This is a genomic window from Kineococcus deserti (assembly GCF_050871945.1).
Lineage (GTDB): Bacteria > Actinomycetota > Actinomycetes > Actinomycetales > Kineococcaceae > Kineococcus.
The window spans coordinates 25,301-48,372 of the sequence record NZ_JBJLSI010000033.1 but is presented as its reverse complement, the minus strand read 5'-3'; the positions used below and the strand labels follow the sequence as shown (position 1 = coordinate 48,372).

Sequence of the window (23,072 nt, the reverse complement as noted above, 5' to 3'; positions counted from 1 at the left end):
GATCCGATTCCCGTCCTGGCCGGAGGTCCGCCGGTGTCCACCGACTCCCACGACGCGTTCAGCATCGTCGTCCGCGGTTACGAACGCAGCCAGGTCGACGCGCGCCTGAAGCACCTCGACGACGCGATCGCCGAGGCCCGCGCCCGGGTCGCCCAGCGCGACCACGAACTGCGCCAGGTCGAGGAGAAGCTCGCCGAGGCGCACAAGGAACTGCGCGAGCACGAGAAACCCTCCTACGCCGGCCTGGGCGCCCGCATGGAGAAGCTGCTGCGCCTGGCCGAGGACCAGTCCTCGGAGATCCTGCGCTCGGCCCGCCGCGACGCCGACCGCCTGCGTGAGGAGGCCCGCGCCGAGGCCGCCTCCACCCGCAGCCAGGCCGACGAGGACGCCCGCCGGCGCGTCGGCGAGGCCAGCCGGGACGCCGAGGAGATCGTCTCGCGCGCCAAGCACCAGGCCGACGGCATGGTGGAGGCCGCCCAGCGCACCGCCTCGGAGGTGACCGCCGCCGCGCACCGGCAGGCCGAGCAGCTGACGGCCGCCGCCCAGCACGAGGCCGCCGAGTCCGTCGCCGCGACCGAACGCCAGGTCGCCGCGCTGCGCACCCAGGTCGAACGCGAGGTCGCCGAACTGCGCTCGACGACCGAGGCCAGGATGCGCGAGCAGGAACTGGCCCTGGCCACCGCCCGCGAGCAGGCGGCCGAGGAGGACCGCCAGCGCCTCGAGGTCGCCGCGGCCCGCACGGCCGCCCGCATCGCCGAGGCCGAGGAACGCGCCGCCGAGGCCGAGGAACGCGCCCGCGAGGCCGTCGAGGCGGCCGAGTCGATCCGGGCCGACGCCATCGCCCAGGCGGCCGTGCGTGCCGAGACCGCCCGCCGCGAGTCCGACGAGCTGCTGGCCGACGCCCGGTCGCGGGCCCAGTCGATGATCGACACCGCCCGCGAGCAGGCCGAGCGCAGCCGGGCCAACGCCCAGGCCGAGGTCGACGAGCTCATGTCGCAGCGCGACCAGATCACCGACCAGCTCGACGACCTGCGCGGGCTGCTCGGGCTGGCTCCCAAGCTGCCCGCCCGCGACGTCGACGTGCGCGAGGGCGAACCCGTGGAGCAGGCGGGTTAGTGCTGCGTCTCAGTACTCGGTCGGGAGGGGGGATCGCGCGGGGTTGACCCGCGCGACCACCTCGTCCAGGACCCGGCGCACCGAGTTCTCCCCCACCCACAGGTGCTTGGCCCCCTCGACGGGGACGACCTCGGCCTGGGTCAGCGGGGCGAACCGCTGCCTCGCCTCGGCCGGTCGCAGGAAGTCGTCGAACTCCGGGACCAGCGCGGTGACGGGACGACCGAACTGAGCCCAGGCCGCCAGGTCCTGCGGCGTCGACCAGCGCAGCGGCGGGGACAGCAGGACCAGCCCCTCCACCAGCGGGTCCCGGCCGTGCACGAGGGCCAGGTCCGTGCCGAACGACCAGCCCAGCAACCACACGTGCGGCAGGTCGCGGAACTCGGCGAACTCCAGCGCGGCGGCGACGTCGAAGCGCTCACCGCGGCCGGCGTCGAAACTGCCCTGGCTGCGCCCGCGCGGGGAGGCGGTGCCGCGCGTGTTGAACCGCAGGACCGCCAGGTCGGCCAGCGCCGGCAACCGGTTGGAGGCCTTGCGCAGGACGTGGCTGTCCATGAAACCGCCCGACGTGGGCAGCGGGTGCAGGGTCACCAGCGTCGCGACGGGATCCCGGTCGGCCGGCAGCGCGAGTTCGCCGACGAGCGTCAGCCCGTCGGCCGTGTGCAGCTCGACCTCCTCCCGGCGCGCGGGAAGCACCGTGTCGGAACGGATCTCAGGCACCGACGGACTCCGCGCTCTCACGGGCGAACTCCTCGCGCAGCACCTGCGCGAACCCCTCGACGTCGGCCGTCGTGGTGTCGAAGCTCGTCACCAGCCGCGCCTCGACGGTCGTGGTGGAGAAGTGCCGGTCCCAGACGTGGAACGGCACGCGCGCCGCGGCGCGCTCGGCCACCTGGGGCGGGAGTTCGGTGAACACCCCGTTCGCCTGCACCGGGCGGGTCACCCGCGCCCCGGCCGAGGTCACCGCCTCGGCCAGCAGCGCCGCGGCGTCGTTGGCCGCGGCGGCGGTGCGCTGCCACAGGTCCGTCCCGAACAGGGCGAGCAGCTGCGCCGAGACGAACCGCGTCTTGCTCGACTGCTGCATCGAGGGTTTCACCAGCCGGGCCAGCGCCCTGGCGACCCCGGGTGCCGACCCGTCCCCGCGCACGACGACGGCCTCGGCGAAACCCCCGCCGTTCTTCGTGCCGCCGACCGAGACGGCGTCGACGCCGAGCGCCGTGGTCATCTCCCCCAGCCCGACGCCCAGCGAGACCGCCGCGTTGGACAGCCGCGCACCGTCGACGTGCACCCGGACGCCGAGCCCGTGGCTGACGCGCACGAGGTCGCGCAGCTGCTCCACCGAGTACGTCGTCCCGAGCTCGGTGCTCTGGGTCAGGGTGAGCGCGCCCACCGGGGCCCGCATGGGGCTGTCGGCGTGCCGCACGGCCCGTTCGACGTCGGCCGGGTCGACGAGGCCGTCGACCGTGGGCAGCGCGGTGACCTTGACGCCGCCGACGTGCTCCAGACCGCCGGCCTCGTCGTGCAGGACGTGGGCCTGGTCGGAGGCCAGCACCGACTCCCAGCGCCGGGTCAGCGCCTGCAGGGCCACGACGTTGGCCCCGGTCCCGGTGAGCACGACGGCGCTGCGGGTTCCCGGGCCGAAGTGCTCGTGCAGGCGTTCGGTCAGCGCCTGGGTGTAGGGGTCGCCGCCGTAGCTGGCGACGTGACCACCGTTGGCGGTCACGAGAGCCTGCAGGACCTCGGGGTGCATGCCGGCGGCGTTGTCGCTGGCGAAACCCCGCACGGCCGGGTCGTGGAGCTGCTGCGTCACCCGGGCACGCTACCTCCCGGGGCGATCACCAGGTGCCGCGACGTCCCCGGGCCGAGAAGCAGGCCCGGTGCCAGTGCCGGCGCTCGCTGGCCCCGTCGGCGGGGCTGAAGGTGCCGCGCGAGGGCCAGACGACCAGGTGCGGGACGCCGGGCGGGATCCCCTGGGCGCAGCCGGGGCACGTGTACGTCTTCGTCGAGGAGGTGCCGCGCAGATCGCGGACCACCCAGTCCCCGTCCGGGCCCGACACCGTGCGGTCGACGCCACCACCGAGCGGGCCTCGCGGCGGCGGATCGGGTCGGCGGCGGTTGGCGCGGGGCACGGGCCCATCGTCTCAAGACTCCGGACGCTGCCGCGGTGGTGTCCCCTCCACACCACCGTGGCCACGCCCGGTTCGTGCGGTAGTCGCGGCAGGGGCGGCATTCGTTACACACCCCGTCCTCACCGGTGCGCCCTCTCGCCTAAGCTCGCCCCTCGTGCGTCTCGTCATCGCCCGCTGCTCGGTGGACTACGCGGGTCGGCTCACCGCCCACCTGCCCCTCGCGACCCGGCTGCTGCTGGTCAAGGCCGACGGCAGCGTCCTGGTCCACTCCGACGGCGGGTCCTACAAGCCGCTGAACTGGATGAGCCCGCCGGCCAGGCTGACCGTCGCCGTGCCGCAGGAGGACCAGCGCGAGGCCGGGGTGCAGGAGACCTGGACCGTCCAGCACACCAAGACCGACGACCGGCTCGTCGTCTCGATCCACGAGGTCCTGCACGACAGCGAGCACGACCTCGGCGTGGACCCCGGGCTGGTCAAGGACGGGGTCGAGGCGCACCTGCAGAAGCTGCTGGCCGAGCACATCGCGACCCTGGGCGAGGGGTACACGCTCGTCCGCCGCGAGTTCATGACCGCGATCGGGCCCGTGGACATCCTGGCCCGCGACGCCGGCGGCCGGGCGGTCGCCGTGGAGATCAAGCGTCGCGGCGAGATCGACGGCGTCGAGCAGCTCACCCGCTACCTGGACCTGCTCAACCGCGACCCGCTGCTGGCGCCGGTGACCGGCGTGTTCGCGGCGCAGGAGATCAAGCCCCAGGCCCGCACCCTGGCCACCGACCGCGGGATCCGCTGCGTGACGCTGGACTACGACGCCCTGCGCGGCATCGACGACGTCGAGGCCCGGCTGTTCTGAGGGACCCGGCTGTTCTGAGCCGGTCGCAGGACGGCCCGGGCGCGGGCCAGCCGTGCGGCGGCGCGGTCCGCCGCCGCGGCCTCCTCGTCCTCGACCTGCAGGACGCGGTGCAGCCGGGTCACGCGCAGCAGCCGCAACGCCGGCAGCGGCACGCTGCGCAGCACCAGCCGGCGGCCGGTGCGCTGAGCCCGCCGGTGCGCTCCGACGAAGACCCCCAGGCCGGTGGCGTCGGCGACGACGACGTCCTCGACGTGGACCACCAGGTCGCCCGAGCCGGCGTCCACGGCCGCGTGCAGCGCGGCGCGCACGTCGGGCACCGTGTGCACGTCGAGCCGGCCGGCCACGTGCACGACCTGGCCGGGCACCTCCTCGCTGACGTGGGCCTCCTGCCCGGGCGCCGACCGGGCGGCGCGGCGGGCGGCCACGTCGTCGGCCGCGCTGGGCGCGACCCCCGTCGGCCGTGCAGTGGACACCGCGACTCCGATCGCCATCTGTGCCTCCCCCGAGGACGCCGGTCGTGATCGTGTGATCGTTTCCGTCAGACGCAGGAGACCGCCGATCGGTTGCACCCCGTTCTGAAGATCGCACACAGCGTTGGCACCGTGCGCGTGTGACTCCTGGGGGTGGTGCGGCCGACGGTGATCCTGTGAGCACACTCTGCCACCACGGACAAGCGTTGCGTGAGGAAACGGCCAGTCGTCACCAGACGGTGACCAACGGGCCGACTGGGTGGACACTGAGCTCGTGAACTGGGGCAGCTACTCCTACGCCTTCGGGCCGCTCGTGGCCCTGGTCGCCGTCGGCGTGCTGGCCCTGCTGCTGCGCTGGACGTTCTCCCACGGCAAGTCGGTCGTGGAGCGCCGGCCGCAGCAGGGCGCCAGCGACGAGTACGGACTGCTCGAGGTGGTCTCGGCGCCCGGCACCTTCGTCGAGGCCGAGGTGCAGCGGCGCACCCTCGTCGACGCCGGGATCCGCGCGACGCTGGCCCCCACGACGGAGGGGCCGCGGGTCATGGTGTTCCCCGACCAGGCCGGCCTGGCCCGCCAGATCCTGCAGGGGCCCCGGCAGCGGTGACCCGCGACGAACTGCTCGCCGCGGCCTGGGCGGTCGCGGCCGAGGACGAGGAACGCGCCGGCGTCGCGACGTACCTGACGGTCGGACCGTCCGTGCCGGGACCGGGCTCGGCCGACGGCGCGGCGCTGGCCGACCGGCTCACCCGGGCGTGGGCCGTGCTGGCCGCGGCCGATCCGGAGGTGACCGTCCAGGACGCGCTCGCCGTCCTGGGCGACCTGGACCTGCGGCCCGTGCCCGCGCCGGTGCCCGGGGCGGCCCCGGCCCGGCTGGCCGCCTGGCGCCCACCGGGGACGCCCGTCGCGCCCCGGGCGGTGCGCGACGCCGAGGTGCGGACCGTCCGCGACGCCTTCGCCGGCGGCCGGCTGCTGCGGGTCGTGAACTACCACGACACCCCGCGCGCGAGCGCGCGGGAGCTGCGCGCGGAGCTGGCCTGGTACGCCGAGCGGTTCGTTCCCGTCACCGCCGCCGACGTGCACGCCTTCTGCGACACCGGCGCCTGGCCGGACCCGCGGCCCGGGATCGTGCCCGCGTTCTTCGACGGCTTCGCCAGCGCCGTCGAGGTGGCCCTGCCCGCGCTGGAGGAGGTCGGGCTGACGGGCTGGTTCTACCCGCCGACCGCCTTCCTGGACGTGCCGCCGGCCCGGCAGCGGGACTTCGCCCGCGCCCACGAGTACGGCGTGCTGGAGCACCCCGAGGGCCGGCTGGCCATGACGTGGGACGAGCTGGCCGCGCTGTCGCAGCGGCACGAGGTCTGCGGGCACTCGGCGACCCACGCCGCCACGGCCGCCGTGGACTCCGCCGGGCAGGTGGCGGCCGAGGTGCTCGAACCGCTGCGCCGGCTGACGGAGGTGATCGGCCGCACCCCGGCCGCCTGGGCGTGGCTGGGTGGGACCGCCTTCGACCCCGACCGCCCCGGCGACCGCGCCGTCGCCGGGGCCGGGGTGCGGTTGTGGACCTCCAACACCAGCCTTCAGCGACTGGGCTGACCGCCCAGGCGCTGCGGGGCGTGCCGGGAGGGTTCGCGGTACAGCGGGTACAGCTCCCCCACCGTCGCGTCGGCCGCCTCGACGTCGAACCAGGCCGGTCCGCCGAGCCGCTCGACGGCCGGGGCGGGAAGCCGCACCTCGCGGCGCGAGCCCCCGGCGGGGCCGAGGCCCACCAGCGGCGACCCGCGCTCCAGCAGCCGGCGCAGCACCCGCTCGCCGATCCGGTGGTAGCTCAGCGTCTCGACCTCCAGGCCCGGCACGACGACCTTGGCCACGTGGACCGCCCCGGCCGCGGTGTCGACCGCGGTGGCCACGACGAGCACGTCGAAGTCCTCCAGCCGGCGCAGCAGCTCGGCCAGCTCGGCCTGCGGGTCCAGTGCCGGGGCCGTCGGCAGGTCGCCCAGCGCGACGTGCGCGGTGACCCGCAGGGCCGGGGCCATCAGCGCGGACAGCTCCGCGGCGCTGCGCCGGGTCCAGTCGGTCATCGCCGCCAGGGCCCGCGGCTCCTGGTCGGGCACCGGGCAGCGTTCCTCGGCGGCCCAGTAGTCCGGGCACAGCCGCCGGACGTCCTCCAGGGGCCCGAAGGCGAACGCCCGCCGCGCCCGGGAGCTGGCCAGTTCCAGCAGCGCCTTGCGCACCGCGGTCGCGGCGTCGCGGGCGGCGGCCTCCCCGACGGCCGTGACCGCCATCGGTGCGGTGGCCGGGTCCGCGTCCGCGGCCACGGCGTGCACGACGACGGCGAACTCGGTGCTGTCCAGGAACACCCTCGGCGCCAGCCCGGCGGCCACCAGCCGCGCCCACACGTCCCGGGTGTCCGGGTGGTCGGCGACGCCGTCGACCAGGTGACCCTGCTCCAGCGCCCGGAACGAGACGGTGTCGCCGTCGCGCTGCAGCAGCTCACCGAGGCCGTGGGCGACGGCGCGCTCCAGGGTGTCCCCCGCGCCCATGCCGTTGGTGATCGGGGTGGTGAGCAGCCCGGTGCCGCCGCCGGCGATCCCCGCCGCGTGCGGGGCGGCGAACTCGGCCGGGAGCAGGACCTCCTCCCCCGTGCGCCAGCGGCGGGCCGGCAGCCAGCGCAGGGGCGTGTCCGGTGCGTACGGGCTGCCGGCGGGCAGGGTCAGGGTCACCGGGTCGACGACGCCCTGCTCCCCGCGGGCGGCCCGCAGCTCGGCGTGGGTCGCGACGACGGGTTCCAGGGTCGCCAGGTGCCGGTCGAGCAGCACCTGCTCGGCCAGCTCCCCGAACGCGCCCGTGCGGGCGGCGCTCACCTGCGCGCCGTACCCCACGCCGTGCCCGGAGGTCGCCGACCCCGGTTCGGGACGCCACACCGTCCCGACGACCGGGATCCCCGTGCGGTCGAACGGCGTGAGGTCGAACTCGAGCAGTTCGCCCGGGGTCAGCGCCGCTGCGTAGCGTTCCGCCGCGTTCACTTCAGGCCGCTCCTGGCGATGCCCGCGACGAACTGCCGCTGGGCGATGCCGAACAGGACCAGCACCGGCAGCACCGAGACCAGCGCGCCGGCCATGAGGGCGGGGTAGTCGGTCGTGTACTGGCTCTGCAGGAACGACAACCCCACGGGCAGCGTGTACAGGTCCGGGTCGCGCAGCGCGACCAGCGGCCAGGCGAACTCGTTCCACCGGTACATGAACGTCATGACCAGCAGGACGGCGATGAGCGGGCGCGACAGCGGCAGCACGACCGACCACAGGGTCCGCAGCTGGCCCGCCCCGTCCAGCTGCGCGGCCTCCAGCAGCTCGTCGGGCAGCGACAGGAAGTACTGCCGGGCCAGGAAGACGCCGAACGCCTCGGCCGAGCGCGGGACGATCACCGCCCAGTAGGAGTTGATCCAGCCCAGGGAGTTCACCAGCTCGAACTGCGGGATGAGCAGCACCTGCACCGGAATCATCAGCGTGGCGACGATGAGGAAGAACACCACCGCCCGGCCGGGGAACCGGTGCTTGGCCAGGACGTAGCCCGCCGTGACGTCGACGACGATGGTGATCGCGACCGCCACGACGGCGATCGCCAGGGAGTTCTGCGCCCACTGCAGGACGGGGAACTGGGTCAGCGCCCGGGAGAAGCCGCCGGGGTCCAGCGTCGTGGGGACCACGCCGATGCGGCCGGCGGCCAGGTCGTCGCGCGGGGAGAGCGCGGTGACGAGCATCCAGTACAGCGGGAACAGCCAGACCAGGCTCAGGACCGTCAGGACGACGATCCGGCCGCGACGGTCGCCCCCGCGGCGACGGGTGTGCTGCAGCAGGGTGGGGGTGTTGCGTCGCGTCGTCGTCGCGGTGCTCACAGGTCCTCCTCGGTGCGGCGCTGCGCGCGCCACCACAGGACGGTCGCGGCCAGCACGACGACGAAGACGACCACACCGATCGCCGAGCCGTAGCCCTCGCGCCGCGCGCTGAAACCCTGGCCGTAGGCGTAGGTGACGAGCAGTTCGGTCGAGCCCGCCGGGCCGCCTCCGGTCATGACCCAGACGATGTCGAAGACCTGGAACGTCTCGATGACGAGCATGACGGTGAGGAAGAACGTCGTCGGCCGCAGCAACGGCCACACGACGTGCCGCAGCCGCTGCCGGGGCGAGGCCCCGTCGAGTTCGGCCGCCTCCAGCACGTCGGCGTCGACGCCCTGCAGCGCGGACAGGTAGAGGATCACCGCCAGGCCGGTCCGCGCCCACAGCAGCACGACGACGACCGAGACCGCCGCGGCCGTGCCGTCGGACTGCCAGTCCGGCTGCGGCAGGCCCAGCCCGCCCAGGACGGAGTCGACGATGCCGACGTTCTGGTCGAACAACCAGCGCCCGGCCATCGCCACGACGACGCCGGAGATGACGTAGGGCGCGAGGAACACGGCCCGGAACAGCCCGCCGCCGGGGATCCGGTCGCGCAGCAGCAGTGCGACGCCCAGCCCGAGGGCCAGGCTGACCGGCACCGAGACGACGGCCAGCAGCACGGTGTTGCCGGCCGCCTTCCAGAAGGTCGGGTCCCCGGCCATCGCCGTGTAGTTGGCGAACCCGACGAAGTCCGCCTCCCCGATGCCGGTGGAGTCGGTCAGCGAGATCCGCACCGCCCCGACGAGCGGGTACAGCACGAAGACCCCGAACAGCACCAGCGCCGGGGCGAGCATCAGGTAGGACGTCGCCCAGCGGCGGACCGCGGGTCTCGTCACGGGGTCTGCAGCACCGACGCGACGCCGTCGGTGATCCGGTCCAGCGCGGCCGCGTCGTCGTCGCTGCCGAGGAACACCTCGTCGAGGCGGTCGCGCAGCTGGGCGTTGATCGCGCTGAAGCTGGGGACGACGACCTGCTGCACGAGGGGTTCGCGGATGGCCTGGGCCTGCTGGACGTACAGCTCCATGAGGTCCGGGCGCACCGGGTACTCCAGCGTCGCGGGGTCGACGTCGGTGCGCGTCGGCAGCACGGTGGCCGCCGCGCAGAAGGTGCCCATCTGCTCGGCCTGGGCGCAGAAGGACAGGAACTGCAGCGCCAGGTCCCGCTTCTGGCCGGCCTGCACGGCCACCAGGGCGTTCCCGCCCAGGTCGGCCGAGGCGTTGACGTCGCGGGGCAGGAAGGTCGCGGTGTAGTCGAAACCGCCGCCCTCGATCTCGGCGAGCAGGAAGTCACCGGCGAAGGCCGTCGCCACGGTCTGGTTGAGGAACAGGTCGCTGGCGGCCTGGCCCCGGGTCGAGGCGTTCTGCGGCGTCAACTGGTCGCGGAACAGGTCCCGGGCGAAGGTCAGGGCCTTCAGCGCGCCCGGGTCCCCGGTCGCCACGCTCGTGAGGTCGTCGGTGAGCAGCCGGCCGCCGGCCTGGTCGACGAAGTTCAGCCACCGGTAGGCGCCGGCGTTCTGCCAGTTCGCCGCGAACGCGTACGTGTCGGCGCGCGAGGGCTGGATGCGGTTCAGGGCGTCGGCGAACTGCTCCCACGTCCACGCCGTGTCCAGCGTGGTGGGCAGGGCGCCCAGCCCGGCGGAGGCGACGGCGGCGGTGTTCAGGACCACCATGGAGGTGTCGGTGTGGTGCGGGATCCCGAACGTGCCCGCCTCGTCGGTGACGGCCGCCCAGAAGGCGGGCAGGAAGGAGGGCTCGAGGTCGGCGGCGTCGGGCAGGTCCGCCAGGACGCCCTGGGCGCGGTAGGCCGCCACGTCGGTGTAGCTGACCCGGAACAGGTCCGGCGGGGTGTCGGTGCGCAGGCCGGTGTCGACGGCCGTGAGGACCTCCGAGTAGGGCACGACCTGGAGATTGACGGTGGTGCCGCTCTGCTCGCGGAAGGCGTCGGCGAGGGCCTGGAACGCGGTCGCCTCGGCGTCCGAGGCCCACGTGATCATGGTGATCGAGGTGTCGTCGGAGGCGCTGGAGTCGTCCGAGCCGCCGGTGGAGAAACCGCTGCAGGCGCTGAGAGCCCCCACGGCCGCGGTGGTGGCACCTGTTCCGAGAAGTGTGCGACGGGTGGGGCGGGCGGGCTTGAGCATCAGAACTCCGATGTCCGCGCAGGCGGCTTCTCCACCTGCTGGGTCGCGCGCAGGACTGGCACCTGGGAAAGGCGGACCCACGGTAGCGACGGCACGGACGCTCGGCGCGGCGAGGCTCAGGCCACGTTGACGCCCTGGCCGGGCGGGGCGGACTCCAGCCACGATGCGAACCCCGTGTAGGCGTCCGGGCTCATGGCGAAGTCGACCTCCTCACCCACCCCGTCGACGTGCAGGCGGCACTCGACGATCATCGCGCCCGGCTGCACGGCCACGACCTCGGCGCCCTCGGCGTCGCGGAACAGGGAGACGTCGAGCGCCCGCCGTGCGTAGGAGCACGACGGGCGCGGAGACAGCGAGAAGGTGCGGTACCAGTCCAGACGGTCGGTCTCGTACCGCGCCACCCCGAGGGCCCACCGGCGGCGGGTCCCCCGGGTCTGGCGGACGGAACAGTCGAACGTGCCCAGCCGCGACGTCAGCCGACGGCGGCGCAGCACCACGGCGACGAGCAGCGCGAGCAGGACGACGGCGCACGCTCCCGCGATCTCCAGGGAGAGCAGGAGCTCGTGCACCGTCGGCCGGCCGGTCTCAGCGGGCGCCTGCGCCCGAGGAGACCTCGACGGTCTCGGCCACGATCGTCACCTTGTCGTGGTCGACCGAGAAGAAGCCCCCGCTGACGGTCGCGGTGACCCCCTCGGCGCCGGAGCCGCTGATGGCGACCTCACCCGAGGCGAGGATGGCCAGGGTCGGCTGGTGACCGGCCATGATCCCGATGTCGCCCTCGGCCGTGCGCGCGCGCACCAGCGACGCCTCGCCCGACCACACGGAGCGGTCGGCGGCGACGAGTTCGACCTGGAGAGGCATCAGGCGGTTTCCTTCTGGATGCGGGCCCAGTTGCGCTCGACGTCCTCGAGGCCACCGACGTTGAAGAAGGCCTGCTCGGCGATGTGGTCGAGCTCGCCGTCGGCGATCTTCGAGAAGCCCTCGATCGTCTCCTTGAGCGGGACGGTCGAACCGGCGACACCGGTGAACTTCTCGGCCATGTAGGTGTTCTGCGAGAGGAACTGCTGGATGCGGCGAGCGCGGCTCACCGTCAGCTTGTCCTCCTCCGACAGCTCGTCCACACCGAGGATCGCGATGATGTCCTGCAGTTCCTTGTTGCGCTGCAGGATCTGCTTCACGCGGACCGCGGTGTTGTAGTGGTCCTGCGAGATGTACAGCGGGTCCAGGATGCGCGACGTCGAGGTCAGCGGGTCCACGGCCGGGTACAGACCACGCGAGGCGATCTCACGGGACAGCTCGGTCGTCGCGTCGAGGTGCGCGAACGTCGTGGCCGGCGCCGGGTCGGTGTAGTCGTCGGCGGGGACGTAGATCGCCTGCAGCGAGGTGATCGAGTGACCACGCGTCGAGGTGATGCGCTCCTGCAGGACGCCCATCTCGTCGGCCAGCGTGGGCTGGTACCCCACGGCCGAGGGCATGCGCCCGAGCAGCGTGGAGACCTCGGACCCGGCCTGGGTGAACCGGAAGATGTTGTCGATGAACAGCAGCACGTCCTGCTTCTGCACGTCGCGGAAGTACTCCGCCATCGTCAGCGCGGACAGGGCGACGCGCAGACGCGTGCCCGGCGGCTCGTCCATCTGGCCGAACACGAGGGCGGTCTTGTCGAAGACGCCGGCCTCGGCCATCTCGGCGATGAGGTCGTTGCCCTCACGGGTGCGCTCGCCGACACCGGCGAACACCGACACACCACCGTGGTCCTGCGCGACGCGCTGGATCATCTCCTGGATGAGGACGGTCTTGCCGACGCCCGCACCACCGAACAGGCCGATCTTGCCGCCCTGGACGTACGGGGTGAGCAGGTCGATGACCTTGATGCCGGTCTCGAACATCTGGGTCTTGGACTCGAGCTGGTCGAAGCTCGGGGCCTTGCGGTGGATCGGCCAGCGCTCGGTGACCTCGAGCGTCTCGCCCTCCTCGAGGTTCAGGGCCTCGCCGATGGCGTTGAAGACCTTGCCCAGGGTCACGTTGCCGACGGGCACCGAGATCGGGGCGCCGGTGTCGACGACGGCCGCACCGCGGACCATGCCGTCGGTCGGCTTCAGGGAGATGGCGCGGACCATGTTGTCGCCCAGGTGGGAGGCGACCTCGAGCGTCACCGTGGACGTCTGGCCGCCCATGGTCACCTCGGTGGTGAGGGCGTTGTTCTGGTCGGGCATCGCGTCGGCCGAGAACTCGACGTCGACGACGGGTCCGATGACTCGGGCGATGCGGCCGGTCGCACCCTTGCTGGTGCTGGTCGGCGCTTCGTTGACGGTGGCGGTCATGTCGCTCCTCGGGCTTCCTTCGTCGAGTGAGTTCTAGCTGAAGTGTGGGTGGGCCCGGCAGCCGTCAGGCGCGCGAACCGGAGGAGGCCAGCGCGTCGGCGCCGCCGACGATCTCGCTGATCTCCTGGGTGATGTCGGCCTGGCGGGCGTTGTTGGCCAGCCGGGTCAGCTTCTTGATGAGCTCGTCCGCGTTGTCGGTCGCGCTCTTCATGGCCCGCTGCCGCGCCGCGAGCTCGGAGGCCGCGGACTGCAGGAGGCAGTTGAAGATGCGGCTGTTGACGTACTGCGGCAGCAGCGCGTCCAGGACCGCGTCGGCGCTCGGCTCGAACTCGTACAGCGGCTGCAGGCCGCCGTCCGAGGGCCCCTCGACGCCCTCGACGACCTCCAGCGGGAGCAACCGGATGACCCGGGGCTCCTGGGTCACCATGCTGACGAAGTGCGTGTAGACGACGTGGATCTCGTCGACGCCGCCGTCGGCGTACTCCTTGGCGAAGTCGGCCAGCAGCCGGTCGCCGATCTTCTTCGCGTCCTCGTAGCTGGGCGAGTCGGTGAAGCCGGCCCACTGGTCGGCGACCTCGCGGCGGCGGAAACCGTAGAACGCCGCCGCCTTGCGGCCGACCAGGTAGGGGGTGATCTCGCGGCCGTCGGCCCGCAGCGCGGTGGTGAGGCGTTCACCTTCGCGGATCACGCTGGAGGAGTACGCACCGGCGAGCCCGCGGTCGGAGGACAGCAGCAGCACGGCCGCGCGCCGGACCTCGGGCTTCTCGGTGATCAGCGGGTGGTCGAGCGAGGAGTTCGACGCCGCCGCCGACACCGCGCGGGTCAGCGCCCGCGCGTAGGGGGTCGACGCACGCACGTTCGCCTGCGCCTTGATGATGCGCGACGCCGCGATCAGCTCCATCGCGCGGGTGATCTTCTTGGTCGCCTGGACCGAGCGGATCTGCCGCCGGTAGGCCCTCAGCTGGCCTGCCATGTCCTGCTCCTCTTCCCTGCTCCGCTCGGTCCTTGCTCGTTCTGGTGGTGCTCAGCCGCGGGCGGCCGTGGCCCCGCCGCGGCGGGTGGTGATCTGCTCCTGCGAGATGTCGTCCGCGTCCGTCGCGCCGTGGTCCTCGTCGGCCGGGACGGCCGAGTCGGTGGCACCGGCGGTGAACTGCGGCTTGAAGGCGTCGATGGCCTTCTTCAGCTCGTCCTTGGCGCCGTCGGAGAACTGCTTGCTCTCACGGATGCCCTGCATGACGCCGCCGTGGTTGCGCTTGACGTACTCGAGGAACTCGCGCTCGAAGCGGGAGATGTCCGAGACCTCGACGGAGTCGAGCTGACCGGTGGTGCCGGCCCAGATCGAGACGACCTGCTCCTCCAGGGAGAACGGCGTGTACTGCGGCTGCTTCAGCAGCTCCACCAGACGCGCACCGCGGGCGAGCTGGTTGCGCGAAGCCTGGTCGAGGTCGGAGGCGAACATCGCGAACGCCTCCATCGCGCGGAACTGCGCGAGGTCCAGCTTCAGCGTGCCGGAGATGCCCTTGATGGCCTTCGTCTGCGCGGCGCCACCGACGCGGGACACCGAGATGCCGACGTCGATCGCCGGACGCTGGTTCGCGTTGAACAGGTCCGACTGCAGGAAGATCTGGCCGTCGGTGATCGAGATGACGTTGGTCGGGATGTACGCCGAGACGTCGTTGCCCTTGGTCTCGATGAACGGCAGACCGGTCATCGAGCCGCCACCGAGCTCCTCGGACAGCTTCGCGCAGCGCTCCAGCAGACGGGAGTGCAGGTAGAAGACGTCACCCGGGTAGGCCTCGCGGCCCGGCGGACGGCGCAGCAGCAGCGACACGGCGCGGTAGGCCTCGGCCTGCTTGGACAGGTCGTCGAACACGATGAGCACGTGCTTGCCGGCGTACATCCAGTGCTGGCCGATGGCCGAGCCGGTGTACGGCGCGAGGTACTTGAAGCCGGCCGGGTCGGAGGCGGGAGCCGCGACGATGGTCGTGTACTCCATCGCGCCGGCCTCCTCCAGCGAACGCTTCACCGAAGCGATCGTGGAGCCCTTCTGGCCGATGGCGACGTAGATGCAGCGGACCTGCTGCTTGGGGTCGCCCGAGGCCCAGTTGGCCTTCTGGTTGATGATCGTGTCGATCGCGATCGCGGTCTTGCCGGTCTGGCGGTCGCCGATGATCAGCTGACGCTGACCGCGGCCGACCGGGATCATGGCGTCGATGGCCTTGATGCCGGTCTGCAGCGGCTCGCGGACCTCCTGGCGCTGCACGACCGAGGGGGCCTGCAGTTCCAGCGCACGACGGGTCTCGGCCTCGATCGGGCCCAGGCCGTCGATCGGCGCGCCCAGCGGGTCGACGACGCGGCCCAGGAAGTTGTCACCGACGGGGACCGAGAGGACCTCGCCCGTGCGGTAGACCTCCTGGCCCTCCTCGATGCCGGCGTAGTCGCCCAGGACGACCACACCGATGTCGCGGACGTCGAGGTTCTGCGCGAGGCCGAGGGTTCCGTCCTCGAAGCGCAGCAGCTCGTTCGCCATGACCGAGGGCAGGCCCTCGACGTGGGCGATGCCGTCGCCCGCGTCGGTCACGCGGCCGACTTCCTCACGCGCGGCGGTACCGGGGTCGTACGACGCCACGAAGGCGTCGAGAGCGTCCCGGATCTCCTCCGGGCGGATGGTCAGCTCGGCCATGGAAGCCCTGCTCTCCTTCTCGGGTCCTGCAGTCCTGAAGTCCATTGTCCCCCCTGTGACGGTGCACCGGGGGTTGGCGGTGCGTTCGACCGGGTGGTCGGCACTCAGCCGGCGAGGCGCCGGCGGGCGTCGTCCAGCCGGGTCGAGATCGACCCGTCGATGACGTCGTCGCCGATGCTGACTCGCAGCCCGCCCACCAGGTGGGGGTCGACGTCGACGTTGATGCGGATGGGACGGCCGTACTGACGCGACAGCGTGCTCGCGAGCCGGTCGCGCTGGGCCTCGGTCAGCGGCGCGGCGCTGACGACGTGGGCGACGAGCTGCTCGCGGCGCCTGGCCACGACCTCGACCCACTCCTCCAGCAGCCGCTCGGCGCGCACCCCGCGGGGGGCCACGGCCGCGCGACGGACCAGCTGGACCGTCTCCGGGGACGCCTTGCCCAGCAGCAGCCGGGTCACGAGCGTGGCGCGGTTGGCGTCCGGGGCCGTGCGGTCGGCCAGGGCGTCCCGCAGGGCCGGGGTGCCGGCGATGGTCCGGGAGAACCGGAAGAGCTCGTCCTCCAGCGCGTCCAGGTGTCCCGAGCGCTCGGCCTGGGTGACGACCGCGACGACGGCGAGCCGTTCGGCGGAGTCGGACAGGTCACGACCGGCGGTCCAGCGGGCCGAGGCCAGCGTGGCCAGCGTCTCGACCGCAGCCGGGCTGATCTTGCCGGTGAACGTGCGGCGCACGAAGTCCGCCTTGGCCCCGGGGTCCCGGGACGGGTCGGTCAGCGCGCGGCGCAGGCCGACCGAGGAGTCGAGCAGGCTGGTGACGGCGAAGAGGTCCTCCCCCGTCCGGCCCGCGTCGGCCCCCTCGGCGGCCAACTGCGCGTCGAGCACCTGCTGCGCGGCGGCGAGGCTCGCCTTCGCGACGCCGGAGTCGAGCTCGCTCATCGGGAGGTCGCCCCCGACTCGCTGCGCTCGAGGTCGGCCAGGAACCGGTCCACGACACCGCTCTGGCGAGCGGGGTCCTGCAGCGACTCACCGACGATGCGGCCGGCCAGGTCGGTCGCCAGGCGTCCCACCTCGGCGCGCAGCTGCGCGGTGGCCTGGGCACGCTCGGCCTCGATGGTCGCGCGCGCCGAGGTCGTGATGCGGTCGGCCTCGGCCTGGGCCTGTTCGCGCATCTCGGCGAGGATCTGCGCACCCTGCTGGCGCGCCTCCTCACGGATGCGGTTGGCCTCCCCGCGGGCGTCCGCGAGCTGGGCCTTGTACTCGTCGAGAGCAGCCTGCGCTTCGGCCTGGGCCTTCTCGGCCTTCTCGACGTTGCCCTCGATGGCCGCGCGCCGCTCCTCGTACATCTTCTCGAGGCGCGGGACGACCTTCTTGGCGATCACTGCGTAGATGATGATCGCGAAGACGATGCCGACGATCAGCTCCCCCCAGTGGGGAAGGATCGGGTACAGCGGGTCGCCCTCGACTTCTTCGCCTGCTGCGGCGAAGCCTGCTACGAGCACGATTCCTCCTTCGGGCTAGGACGAGTGGGCGAGCCTGGAAAGGCCCGTCACTGCCCCGAGAAGACGAAGGCGAGCGCGATGCCGAAGATGGCGAGCGCTTCCGCGAGGACGAAGCCGAGGATGGCGATGCTCTGGAGCATGCCGCGGGCCTCGGGCTGGCGGGCAGCGCCGTTGATGTACGCCGCGAAGATGAGGCCGATGCCGATGCCCGGGCCGATGGCGGAGAGGCCGTAGCCGACGATGGCGAGGGAGCCAGTCATGGTCCTGCGTCTTCCTTTCGTTGCCGGTGCGCACGCCGCGCCCCGGGGTTTCTGGGTGGGGCGGTTCAGTGCTCGTCAGCGAGGGCGCTGGCGATGAAGGTGGCGGCGAGCATCGTGTAGACGTACGCCTGGAGGAACTCGACGAAGAGTTCGAAGAGCGTGAGGGCGAAGGCCATGCCGATCGTCGGGACGCTCAGGAGCTTCAACCCGAAGCCGCCGTGCAGGAGCATGTGCTCGGCGCCCGTGATGAACAGCACGAGGATCAGGTGGCCGGCGAACATGTTGCCGAAGAGCCGCAGCGTGATCGTCACCGGCTGGATGACGACGATCGACAGGACCTCGAGCAGGAACACCAGCGGCACGATCGGCTTGGGCAGGCCGTGCGGCACGACGCCCGCGAAGTAGCCGGCGAACCCCTTCTTCTTGATGCCGACGTAGTGGTACGTCAGGTACAGCATGATCGTCAGCGCCAACGGGAACGCGATGCGCCCCATCGTCGGGTACTGGATCGGCGGGATGACGCCGAACAGGTTGTTGACGAGGATGACCGTGAAGAAGGTGAACAGCAGCGGCACGAACTTGCGGAACTCCTTGCTGCCGATGATGTCCCGGCCGATGGTGTTCCGGACGAAGCCGTAGACGGCCTCCATCGCCATCTGCTTCTTGCCGGGGACGACCGCCAGGCGCTTCGTCCCGGCCAGCAGCAGCCAGATGATGAGGACGGCGGACAGCGCGAAGACGATGGCCGGCCGCGTGATGGCGAAAGCACCACTGCCGATCAGCGGCTGCCAGAAGATGTCCTGGTTGGGCGCGGTGTACCCGCTCTCCGCGGCAGCCAGCAGGGGCAGGCTCACGTCAACTCCTCCGTGCGAACTTCATCGTGGGTACGGGGCCGGTCTGCCGGCCGCGTGGCCCCCTGAACAGTGGTCGGGCGTCTCGCGGTCAGTGCGTACCGTACCGGAGCCACATGTAGTACAAGGTCAACGCCTTGCCGAGGACCAGGCCGATCCCCACCACGAAACCGGTGCCGAGCAGCTGGTCGACCCCCCAGCCGGCCAGCGCCCCGAGGAGCGCGCCGGAGATGAGGTACGACGTGATGCTCCAGGCGACCTTCTCGGTGAGGCCGTTGCCGATGTCGGTGCTCGGGTCGTCCGAGGGCTTCGCCAGGCTCACTTGCGCCCCTCGTCCGACATGAAGACCGGGATGCGCATCGTCATGAACGCGCGCAGCTCCGCGGCCAGCCAGACGACGGCCGTGATGATGACGGTGAACCCGAGTGCGGGACCGGAGATCCCTTCCACCCGGATCAGCAGCAGCATCGCCACGCCCAGCAGTACGACCTTGACCGAGTAGACGACCATCGCGGTCAGCATGATCATGTGCGGGTTCTTCTCGGTGACCTTGCGCATCACGACCAGCCGGGCCCCGAAGAACCCGACGACGATCGCGCCGCCGAGGAGAGCGGACAGTCCGGCTCCCACGCCCTGCCACACGGCGGCGACCACGACGCAGACGAGAGCGGCGATCCCGGAGATCAACGACGCACGACGCAGCAGGACGCCGAAGGCCTCGGAGGCCTGGACTCCTGCGTCGGTGCTCGTGCTCACGGGTTCTTCCTTCGTCGTCGGCGGGTCGTCCGGTGGGACAGGCTCATCGGCGGCAGCCCCGGAAGCGGGTGGTTCCGGGGAGACTTCGTGAAAGCTATCACGAGCTCCGGGGTCTCCTACGCCGCGTCGTTCGCCGTCGTCGGTCATGTGCGTGAAGTCTCAGGGGGGACTGTCCTGGCCTCACGTCCTGCGTTCGCCGCGTCACGATCCACGGGTTCCACGGTGGGCCTGCGGCGCCGCCAGTACAAGGGCAGGAACGTCACGGCCAGCACGACGCAGCCGGCGGCGAGGGCGACCGCCAGCGCCTGCGTCAGCGGCAGGAACGCCGACGACGCCACGCCGAAGCTCAGGAACGCGGCCCAGGAGTACATGACGAGCACCGCGATCCGGTGCGAGTGCCCCATCTGCAACAACCGGTGGTGCAGGTGCTTCTTGTCCGGGTGCCAGAACGCCCGGCCCGCCCGGGTGCGGCGCACGACGGCGAGCAGCATGTCGCTGAAGGGCACCAGCAGCACGGCGATGGGCAGCAGCAGGGGGAAGAAGGCGGGGGCGATCTGCTCGTCCGCGACCGTCTCGGGATCGACGGTGCTCGTCGCGGCGATCGTGGAGCTGGCCATCAGCAGGCCCAGCAGCATCGAACCGGAGTCGCCCATGAAGATGCGCGCCGGGTGGAAGTTGTGCGGCAGGAACCCCAGGCAGACCCCGACGGTGATGGCCGCGATGAGCGTGGCCAGGGAGGAGAAGTCGTCCGGGACGCTGCCGCGCTGCAGGGCGTAGGAGTAGCCGAAGAAGGCGATCGCGCCGATGCCGACGATGCCGGCCGCCAGGCCGTCCAGGCCGTCGACGAAGTTCACCGCGTTCACCGACACCAGCACCACGAGGATCGTGATGATCATCATCGTCCGGCCCGACAGCAGGGTGACCCCACCGATCGGCAGCTGCAGCAGGCTCACGCCCTGCCAGCCCATGATCCCCGCCGCCAGCACCTGCCCGGCCAGCTTGGTGACGGCGTCGAGCTGGACGATGTCGTCGGCGACCCCGACGGCGACGACCACCGCGGCGCCGACGAGGACCCACAGCGGGCCCGGATCGGTCTCGAAGACGCGCGACAGGAACGGGATCCGGCTGGAGACGACGAGCGCCGCGCCCATGCCGAGCAGCATCGCCAGCCCCCCCAGGCGCGGGATCGGCACGGTGTGCACGTCCCGGTCGCGCAGGGGGGTCACCGCCCCGACGCGCTGGGCCAGCCGCCGCACCAGGGGCGTCGTCAGGTACGTCACGGCCGCGGCCACGACGATGACGAGCAGGTAGGCCCTCATCCGCTCGTCGTCGGGCTCGGTTCTGACCCCTCGGCCGGCGGCTCGACCTCGGCGGGCTCGTCCAGCTCGACCCAGCCCTTGGGGACGGCGGCGCGCAGCTCCGCCTCGGAGATCGCCCCCACGCGCAGCACCCGCAGCGGGCCGTTGGAGGCGTCGACGATCGTCGAGGGAGCCCCCTTCGGGCTGGGGCCGCCGTCGAGGTAGACGCGCACCGACTCCCCCAGCTGCTCGACGGCCTCGGGAACGAGCGTCGCGGCGGGGTGGCCGGACTTGTTGGCGCTGGAGACGGCCAGCGGCCCGGTGCGCCCCAGCAGCTCGAGGGCGACGGGGTGCAACGGCATCCGCAGCGCGACCGTTCCGTTCGTCTCCCCCAGGTCCCACGTCAGCGACGGCTGGGCGCGGCAGACGATCGTCAGCGCCCCCGGCCAGAACGCGTCGATGAGCTCGCGCACCGCGAAGGGGATGGAGCTGGCCAGCCCGTCGATGGTGCGCGTCTCGGGCACCAGGACCGGCGGCGGCATGTCCCGGCCGCGGCCCTTGGCCTCGAGCAGCCGTTTGACGGCGGCGGGGTTGAAGGCGTCGGCGCCGATCCCGTAGACGGTGTCGGTGGGCAGCACGACCACCTCACCGCGCTTGACGGCGTTGTGGGCGGCGGACAATCCGCGCTCGCGGATGACGGGGTCTGCGCAATCGAACGGGGGCCTCACGGGAGAAGAGTCTCCCACCGTCGGCCGCCGGTGGAACGGCAGCGTCGGCCTCGGCGGGTTGCCACGTGATCTACCGGCGACGCGCCGTGGTGGAGCGGGGACGTCCCGTGAGGTCCTGGTGGCTGCCGACGTCACGCCAGGCGCGGGCGCCGAACATGGCACGGGCCGGTTCCTCCTGCACCTCGGCGTGCTCGACGACGGCCAGGCCGCCGGGCCGAAGCAGCCGCGCCGCCGTGGCGACGACGCGGCGGGGCACCAGCAGCCCGTCGTCGCCCAGGCCGTACAGGGCGATCTGCGGGTCGTGCCGGGCCACCTCGGCGTCGACCGGGACGGCGCCGGGCGGGACGTAGGGCGGGTTGCTCACCACGACGTCGACCGTGCCGTCGAGGTCGGCGAAGGCGCTCGCGGCGTCGCCCTCGCGCAGGTCCAGGCCGGGGGCGAACTCCTCGACGTTGCGCCGGGCCCACGCGTGGGCCATCGGGTCGAGTTCGACGGCGTGCACCCGGGCGCGCGGGACCTCTGTGGCCACGGCCAGGGCGATGGCCGCCGATCCCGTGCACAGGTCCACCACGACGGGGGACGTCCCCGCCGCGACGAGCCGGTGCGCCTCGTCGATGGCCAGTTGCGCGACCGTCTCGGTCTCCGGCCGCGGCACGAACACCCCGGGCCCCACGTGCAGGTCGAGTGCGCGGAATCCCGCCCGGCCCGTGAGGTGCTGCAGCGGAACGCGTCGCTCACGCTCCTCCAGCAGGGGTTCGAAACCCTCGGCCGGCACGGCCTCCCCCATCGCCACGAGCAGGCCGAGCCGGGACCGGTCGACGCCGAGGGCGTGGGCCAGCAGGGTCTCGGCGTCGGTGCGCGGCGAGGGAACCCCCGCGGCCGCGAGCCGCCGCTCGGCGTCGAGCAGGAGCTCGCGGGCGTCGATCACGGTCCGAGGTTAGTTCTGCAGCCCGAGCAACCGGAACGCGACGTCCTGGGTACCGGGTCCGGTCCCGGCACCGGTCGGAGCCGTGACGGCGACCCAGTCCCCCGTCGCGGGTTCGGCCCAGATGGAGGACTGGGCCCCGTAGGTGGCGCCGTTGAACCCGACGACCGTCCGGCCCCCGACCTGCGCGACGAGCCAGCCCCAGCCCGCCCACGCTCCGCCGGTCTCGACCGCCGGCTCGAGCGCGCGGGTCCCCGGCAGCTGCCCGGTGGCCGCCGCCCGCGCCAGCCGGCCGAGGTCCTCGGCCGTGGACCACACGCCCGTCCCGGCCGGGGTGCTGCCCGCGGACAGCCACGGGGACGTCGCGCGGCCGTCGGGGGCGAGCTCGCGGGCGCTGCCTGCGGGAGGCGCCGCGGGGCCGGCGACGGTCGCGGTCAGGCCGAGCGGGACCAGGACCCGCTCGGCCAGGAGCTGCGGGTAGGACGTCCCGGCGCGTGCGGCCAGGGCGTTGCCGAGCAGGGCGTAGCCGAGGTTGGAGTAGGCGTACTCCCCGCGCGGGGTGCGCAGCAGGGTCGACCCGGCGTCCGACAGCAGCGACCCGGGGGTGTCCCACGCGTACGGATTGCCGTAGGTGAGGCCGGTCCACAGGCTCGCGACGTGGGCGCGGGTGCTCAGCCGCGGGAGCCCGGACGTCTGGGTGGCCAGCTCGGCCAGCGTCGTGACCGCCAGTTCCGGCGCCAGGCCGGCGTCGGGGTACACCTCGGCCAGCGTCGTCTCCGGCGCCACCTCACCGCGCTCGACCGCGTCCGCGAACAGCAGACCGGTCATCGACTTGGTGACCGAGCCGATCTCCTGCGGGGTCGTCGCGGTCAGCGGCCGGCCCGCGTCGGCGGTGCCGATCGCGGCGGAGGCCGACGTGGTGCCGTTCCCGGCGGCGACCGCGAACCCGCGGCCGACGACGTCGGTGGTGGCGGCGCGCAGGCGGTCGGCAAGGACCGCGTCGCCGGTGGCGTCGGCGGTCGGGCGGGGTGGTCCGGGCGGCGTGAAGGCGCTCAGTCCCGCGACGAGCGCGGCGGCCAGGGCCACGAGCAGGGCGGGTCTCGTGCGGGGCATCAGGTCCTGGCGCAA

Annotated in this window: 26 protein-coding genes and 1 pseudogene; 4 read left to right on the top strand and 23 right to left on the bottom strand. The window is 72.7% G+C overall.

Translation table 11 applies throughout. The features are described from left to right. Positions 1-33: 33 nt before the first annotated feature. Positions 34-1,116, top strand: coding sequence for a coiled-coil domain-containing protein (locus ACRYR2_RS20400; RefSeq protein WP_432564723.1), 1,083 nt, complete (start codon positions 34-36; stop codon positions 1,114-1,116). Between the two features lie 9 nt (positions 1,117-1,125). On the opposite strand, the gene ACRYR2_RS20395 is transcribed toward ACRYR2_RS20400, so the two are convergent. The 3 genes from ACRYR2_RS20395 to ACRYR2_RS20385 are packed head-to-tail and all read right to left on the bottom strand — an operon-like array spanning position 1,126 to position 3,242. Beyond that, complete coding sequence (locus ACRYR2_RS20395; RefSeq protein WP_432564722.1) at positions 1,126-1,833, bottom strand: alpha/beta hydrolase; 708 nt, start codon at positions 1,831-1,833, stop codon at positions 1,126-1,128. After that, entirely contained in the window at positions 1,826-2,923 is a 1,098-nt protein-coding gene (locus ACRYR2_RS20390) for a threonine aldolase family protein (RefSeq protein ID WP_432564721.1), read from the bottom strand. Before ACRYR2_RS20390 ends, ACRYR2_RS20395 begins: the two co-directional genes overlap by 8 nt. Before the next feature lie 25 nt (positions 2,924-2,948). Further along, positions 2,949-3,242 (bottom strand): hypothetical protein, encoded by a 294-nt coding sequence (locus tag ACRYR2_RS20385; RefSeq protein WP_432564720.1) that lies wholly within the window; start codon positions 3,240-3,242, stop codon positions 2,949-2,951. 154 nt (positions 3,243-3,396) lie between these two features. Here ACRYR2_RS20385 and nucS point away from each other — a divergent pair, with 154 nt between their 5' ends. Further along, the gene (gene nucS / locus ACRYR2_RS20380; RefSeq protein ID WP_432564719.1) at positions 3,397-4,092 is read left to right on the top strand and encodes an endonuclease NucS; all 696 of its coding nucleotides are present in this window, start codon (positions 3,397-3,399) and stop codon (positions 4,090-4,092) included. Positions 4,093-4,166: 74 nt separating this feature from the next. Here the strand turns inward: nucS and ACRYR2_RS20375 are convergent. After that, a pseudogene (locus ACRYR2_RS20375) lies at positions 4,167-4,457 on the bottom strand (STAS domain-containing protein); the annotation flags it as partial. 379 nt (positions 4,458-4,836) lie between these two features. Between ACRYR2_RS20375 and ACRYR2_RS20370 the strand changes: the two are divergent. Beyond that, positions 4,837-5,166, top strand: coding sequence for a hypothetical protein (locus tag ACRYR2_RS20370; protein ID WP_432564718.1), 330 nt, complete (start codon positions 4,837-4,839; stop codon positions 5,164-5,166). Next, a complete protein-coding gene (locus tag ACRYR2_RS20365) occupies positions 5,163-6,152 on the top strand; it encodes a hypothetical protein (RefSeq protein ID WP_432564717.1) in 990 nt (329 codons plus the stop codon). Before ACRYR2_RS20370 ends, ACRYR2_RS20365 begins: the two co-directional genes overlap by 4 nt. Here ACRYR2_RS20365 and ACRYR2_RS20360 read toward each other — a convergent pair. The 19 genes from ACRYR2_RS20360 to ACRYR2_RS20270 form a co-directional block, all read right to left on the bottom strand. Further along, entirely contained in the window at positions 6,137-7,582 is a 1,446-nt protein-coding gene (locus ACRYR2_RS20360) for a YcaO-like family protein (protein WP_432564716.1), read from the bottom strand. The two genes, ACRYR2_RS20365 and ACRYR2_RS20360, sit on opposite strands and share 16 nt — an antisense overlap. Next, positions 7,579-8,451, bottom strand: coding sequence for a carbohydrate ABC transporter permease (locus ACRYR2_RS20355; protein ID WP_432564715.1), 873 nt, complete (start codon positions 8,449-8,451; stop codon positions 7,579-7,581). Before ACRYR2_RS20355 ends, ACRYR2_RS20360 begins: the two co-directional genes overlap by 4 nt. Beyond that, positions 8,448-9,326, bottom strand: a complete 879-nt coding sequence (locus ACRYR2_RS20350; RefSeq protein ID WP_432564714.1) for a carbohydrate ABC transporter permease — start codon at positions 9,324-9,326, stop codon at positions 8,448-8,450. The genes ACRYR2_RS20355 and ACRYR2_RS20350 overlap by 4 nt, the downstream gene beginning before the upstream one ends. Next, positions 9,323-10,564, bottom strand: coding sequence for an ABC transporter substrate-binding protein (locus tag ACRYR2_RS20345; protein WP_432564713.1), 1,242 nt, complete (start codon positions 10,562-10,564; stop codon positions 9,323-9,325). Before ACRYR2_RS20345 ends, ACRYR2_RS20350 begins: the two co-directional genes overlap by 4 nt. Before the next feature lie 179 nt (positions 10,565-10,743). Next, complete coding sequence (locus ACRYR2_RS20340) at positions 10,744-11,196, bottom strand: DUF2550 domain-containing protein (protein ID WP_432564712.1); 453 nt, start codon at positions 11,194-11,196, stop codon at positions 10,744-10,746. 16 nt (positions 11,197-11,212) lie between these two features. Then, complete coding sequence (locus tag ACRYR2_RS20335; protein ID WP_432564711.1) at positions 11,213-11,488, bottom strand: F0F1 ATP synthase subunit epsilon; 276 nt, start codon at positions 11,486-11,488, stop codon at positions 11,213-11,215. After that, positions 11,488-12,948, bottom strand: a complete 1,461-nt coding sequence (gene atpD, locus ACRYR2_RS20330) for a F0F1 ATP synthase subunit beta (protein WP_432564710.1) — start codon at positions 12,946-12,948, stop codon at positions 11,488-11,490. Before atpD ends, ACRYR2_RS20335 begins: the two co-directional genes overlap by 1 nt. A gap of 64 nt (positions 12,949-13,012) precedes the next feature. Further along, complete coding sequence (locus ACRYR2_RS20325; protein ID WP_432564709.1) at positions 13,013-13,921, bottom strand: F0F1 ATP synthase subunit gamma; 909 nt, start codon at positions 13,919-13,921, stop codon at positions 13,013-13,015. Between the two features lie 51 nt (positions 13,922-13,972). Further along, entirely contained in the window at positions 13,973-15,631 is a 1,659-nt protein-coding gene (gene atpA / locus ACRYR2_RS20320; RefSeq protein WP_432564708.1) for a F0F1 ATP synthase subunit alpha, read from the bottom strand. 104 nt (positions 15,632-15,735) lie between these two features. Then, positions 15,736-16,563, bottom strand: coding sequence for a F0F1 ATP synthase subunit delta (locus tag ACRYR2_RS20315; protein WP_432564707.1), 828 nt, complete (start codon positions 16,561-16,563; stop codon positions 15,736-15,738). Beyond that, positions 16,560-17,126, bottom strand: a complete 567-nt coding sequence (locus tag ACRYR2_RS20310; protein ID WP_432564706.1) for a F0F1 ATP synthase subunit B — start codon at positions 17,124-17,126, stop codon at positions 16,560-16,562. The genes ACRYR2_RS20315 and ACRYR2_RS20310 overlap by 4 nt, the downstream gene beginning before the upstream one ends. Before the next feature lie 47 nt (positions 17,127-17,173). Further along, positions 17,174-17,386, bottom strand: coding sequence for an ATP synthase F0 subunit C (gene atpE / locus ACRYR2_RS20305; protein WP_432564705.1), 213 nt, complete (start codon positions 17,384-17,386; stop codon positions 17,174-17,176). A 65-nt stretch (positions 17,387-17,451) separates the two neighbouring features. Next, the gene (atpB, locus tag ACRYR2_RS20300) at positions 17,452-18,240 is read right to left on the bottom strand and encodes a F0F1 ATP synthase subunit A (protein ID WP_432564704.1); all 789 of its coding nucleotides are present in this window, start codon (positions 18,238-18,240) and stop codon (positions 17,452-17,454) included. 88 nt (positions 18,241-18,328) lie between these two features. Continuing rightward, positions 18,329-18,559: a hypothetical protein gene (locus ACRYR2_RS20295; RefSeq protein ID WP_432564703.1), complete on the bottom strand. Its 231-nt coding sequence runs from the start codon at positions 18,557-18,559 to the stop codon at positions 18,329-18,331. Then, positions 18,556-18,993 carry an ATP synthase subunit I gene (locus ACRYR2_RS20290; RefSeq protein ID WP_432564702.1) on the bottom strand — a complete coding sequence of 146 codons (438 nt, stop codon included), beginning with the start codon at positions 18,991-18,993 and terminating at the stop codon, positions 18,556-18,558. Before ACRYR2_RS20290 ends, ACRYR2_RS20295 begins: the two co-directional genes overlap by 4 nt. Before the next feature lie 143 nt (positions 18,994-19,136). Further along, on the bottom strand, positions 19,137-20,312 hold the full coding sequence (locus ACRYR2_RS20285; protein ID WP_432564701.1) for an MraY family glycosyltransferase: 1,176 nt from the start codon (positions 20,310-20,312) through the stop codon (positions 19,137-19,139). Further along, a complete protein-coding gene (locus ACRYR2_RS20280; RefSeq protein ID WP_432564700.1) occupies positions 20,309-21,019 on the bottom strand; it encodes an L-threonylcarbamoyladenylate synthase in 711 nt (236 codons plus the stop codon). The genes ACRYR2_RS20285 and ACRYR2_RS20280 overlap by 4 nt, the downstream gene beginning before the upstream one ends. A gap of 70 nt (positions 21,020-21,089) precedes the next feature. Continuing rightward, positions 21,090-21,947 carry a peptide chain release factor N(5)-glutamine methyltransferase gene (gene prmC, locus ACRYR2_RS20275; RefSeq protein ID WP_432564699.1) on the bottom strand — a complete coding sequence of 286 codons (858 nt, stop codon included), beginning with the start codon at positions 21,945-21,947 and terminating at the stop codon, positions 21,090-21,092. A 9-nt stretch (positions 21,948-21,956) separates the two neighbouring features. Further along, complete coding sequence (locus ACRYR2_RS20270; protein ID WP_432564698.1) at positions 21,957-23,072, bottom strand: serine hydrolase domain-containing protein; 1,116 nt, start codon at positions 23,070-23,072, stop codon at positions 21,957-21,959.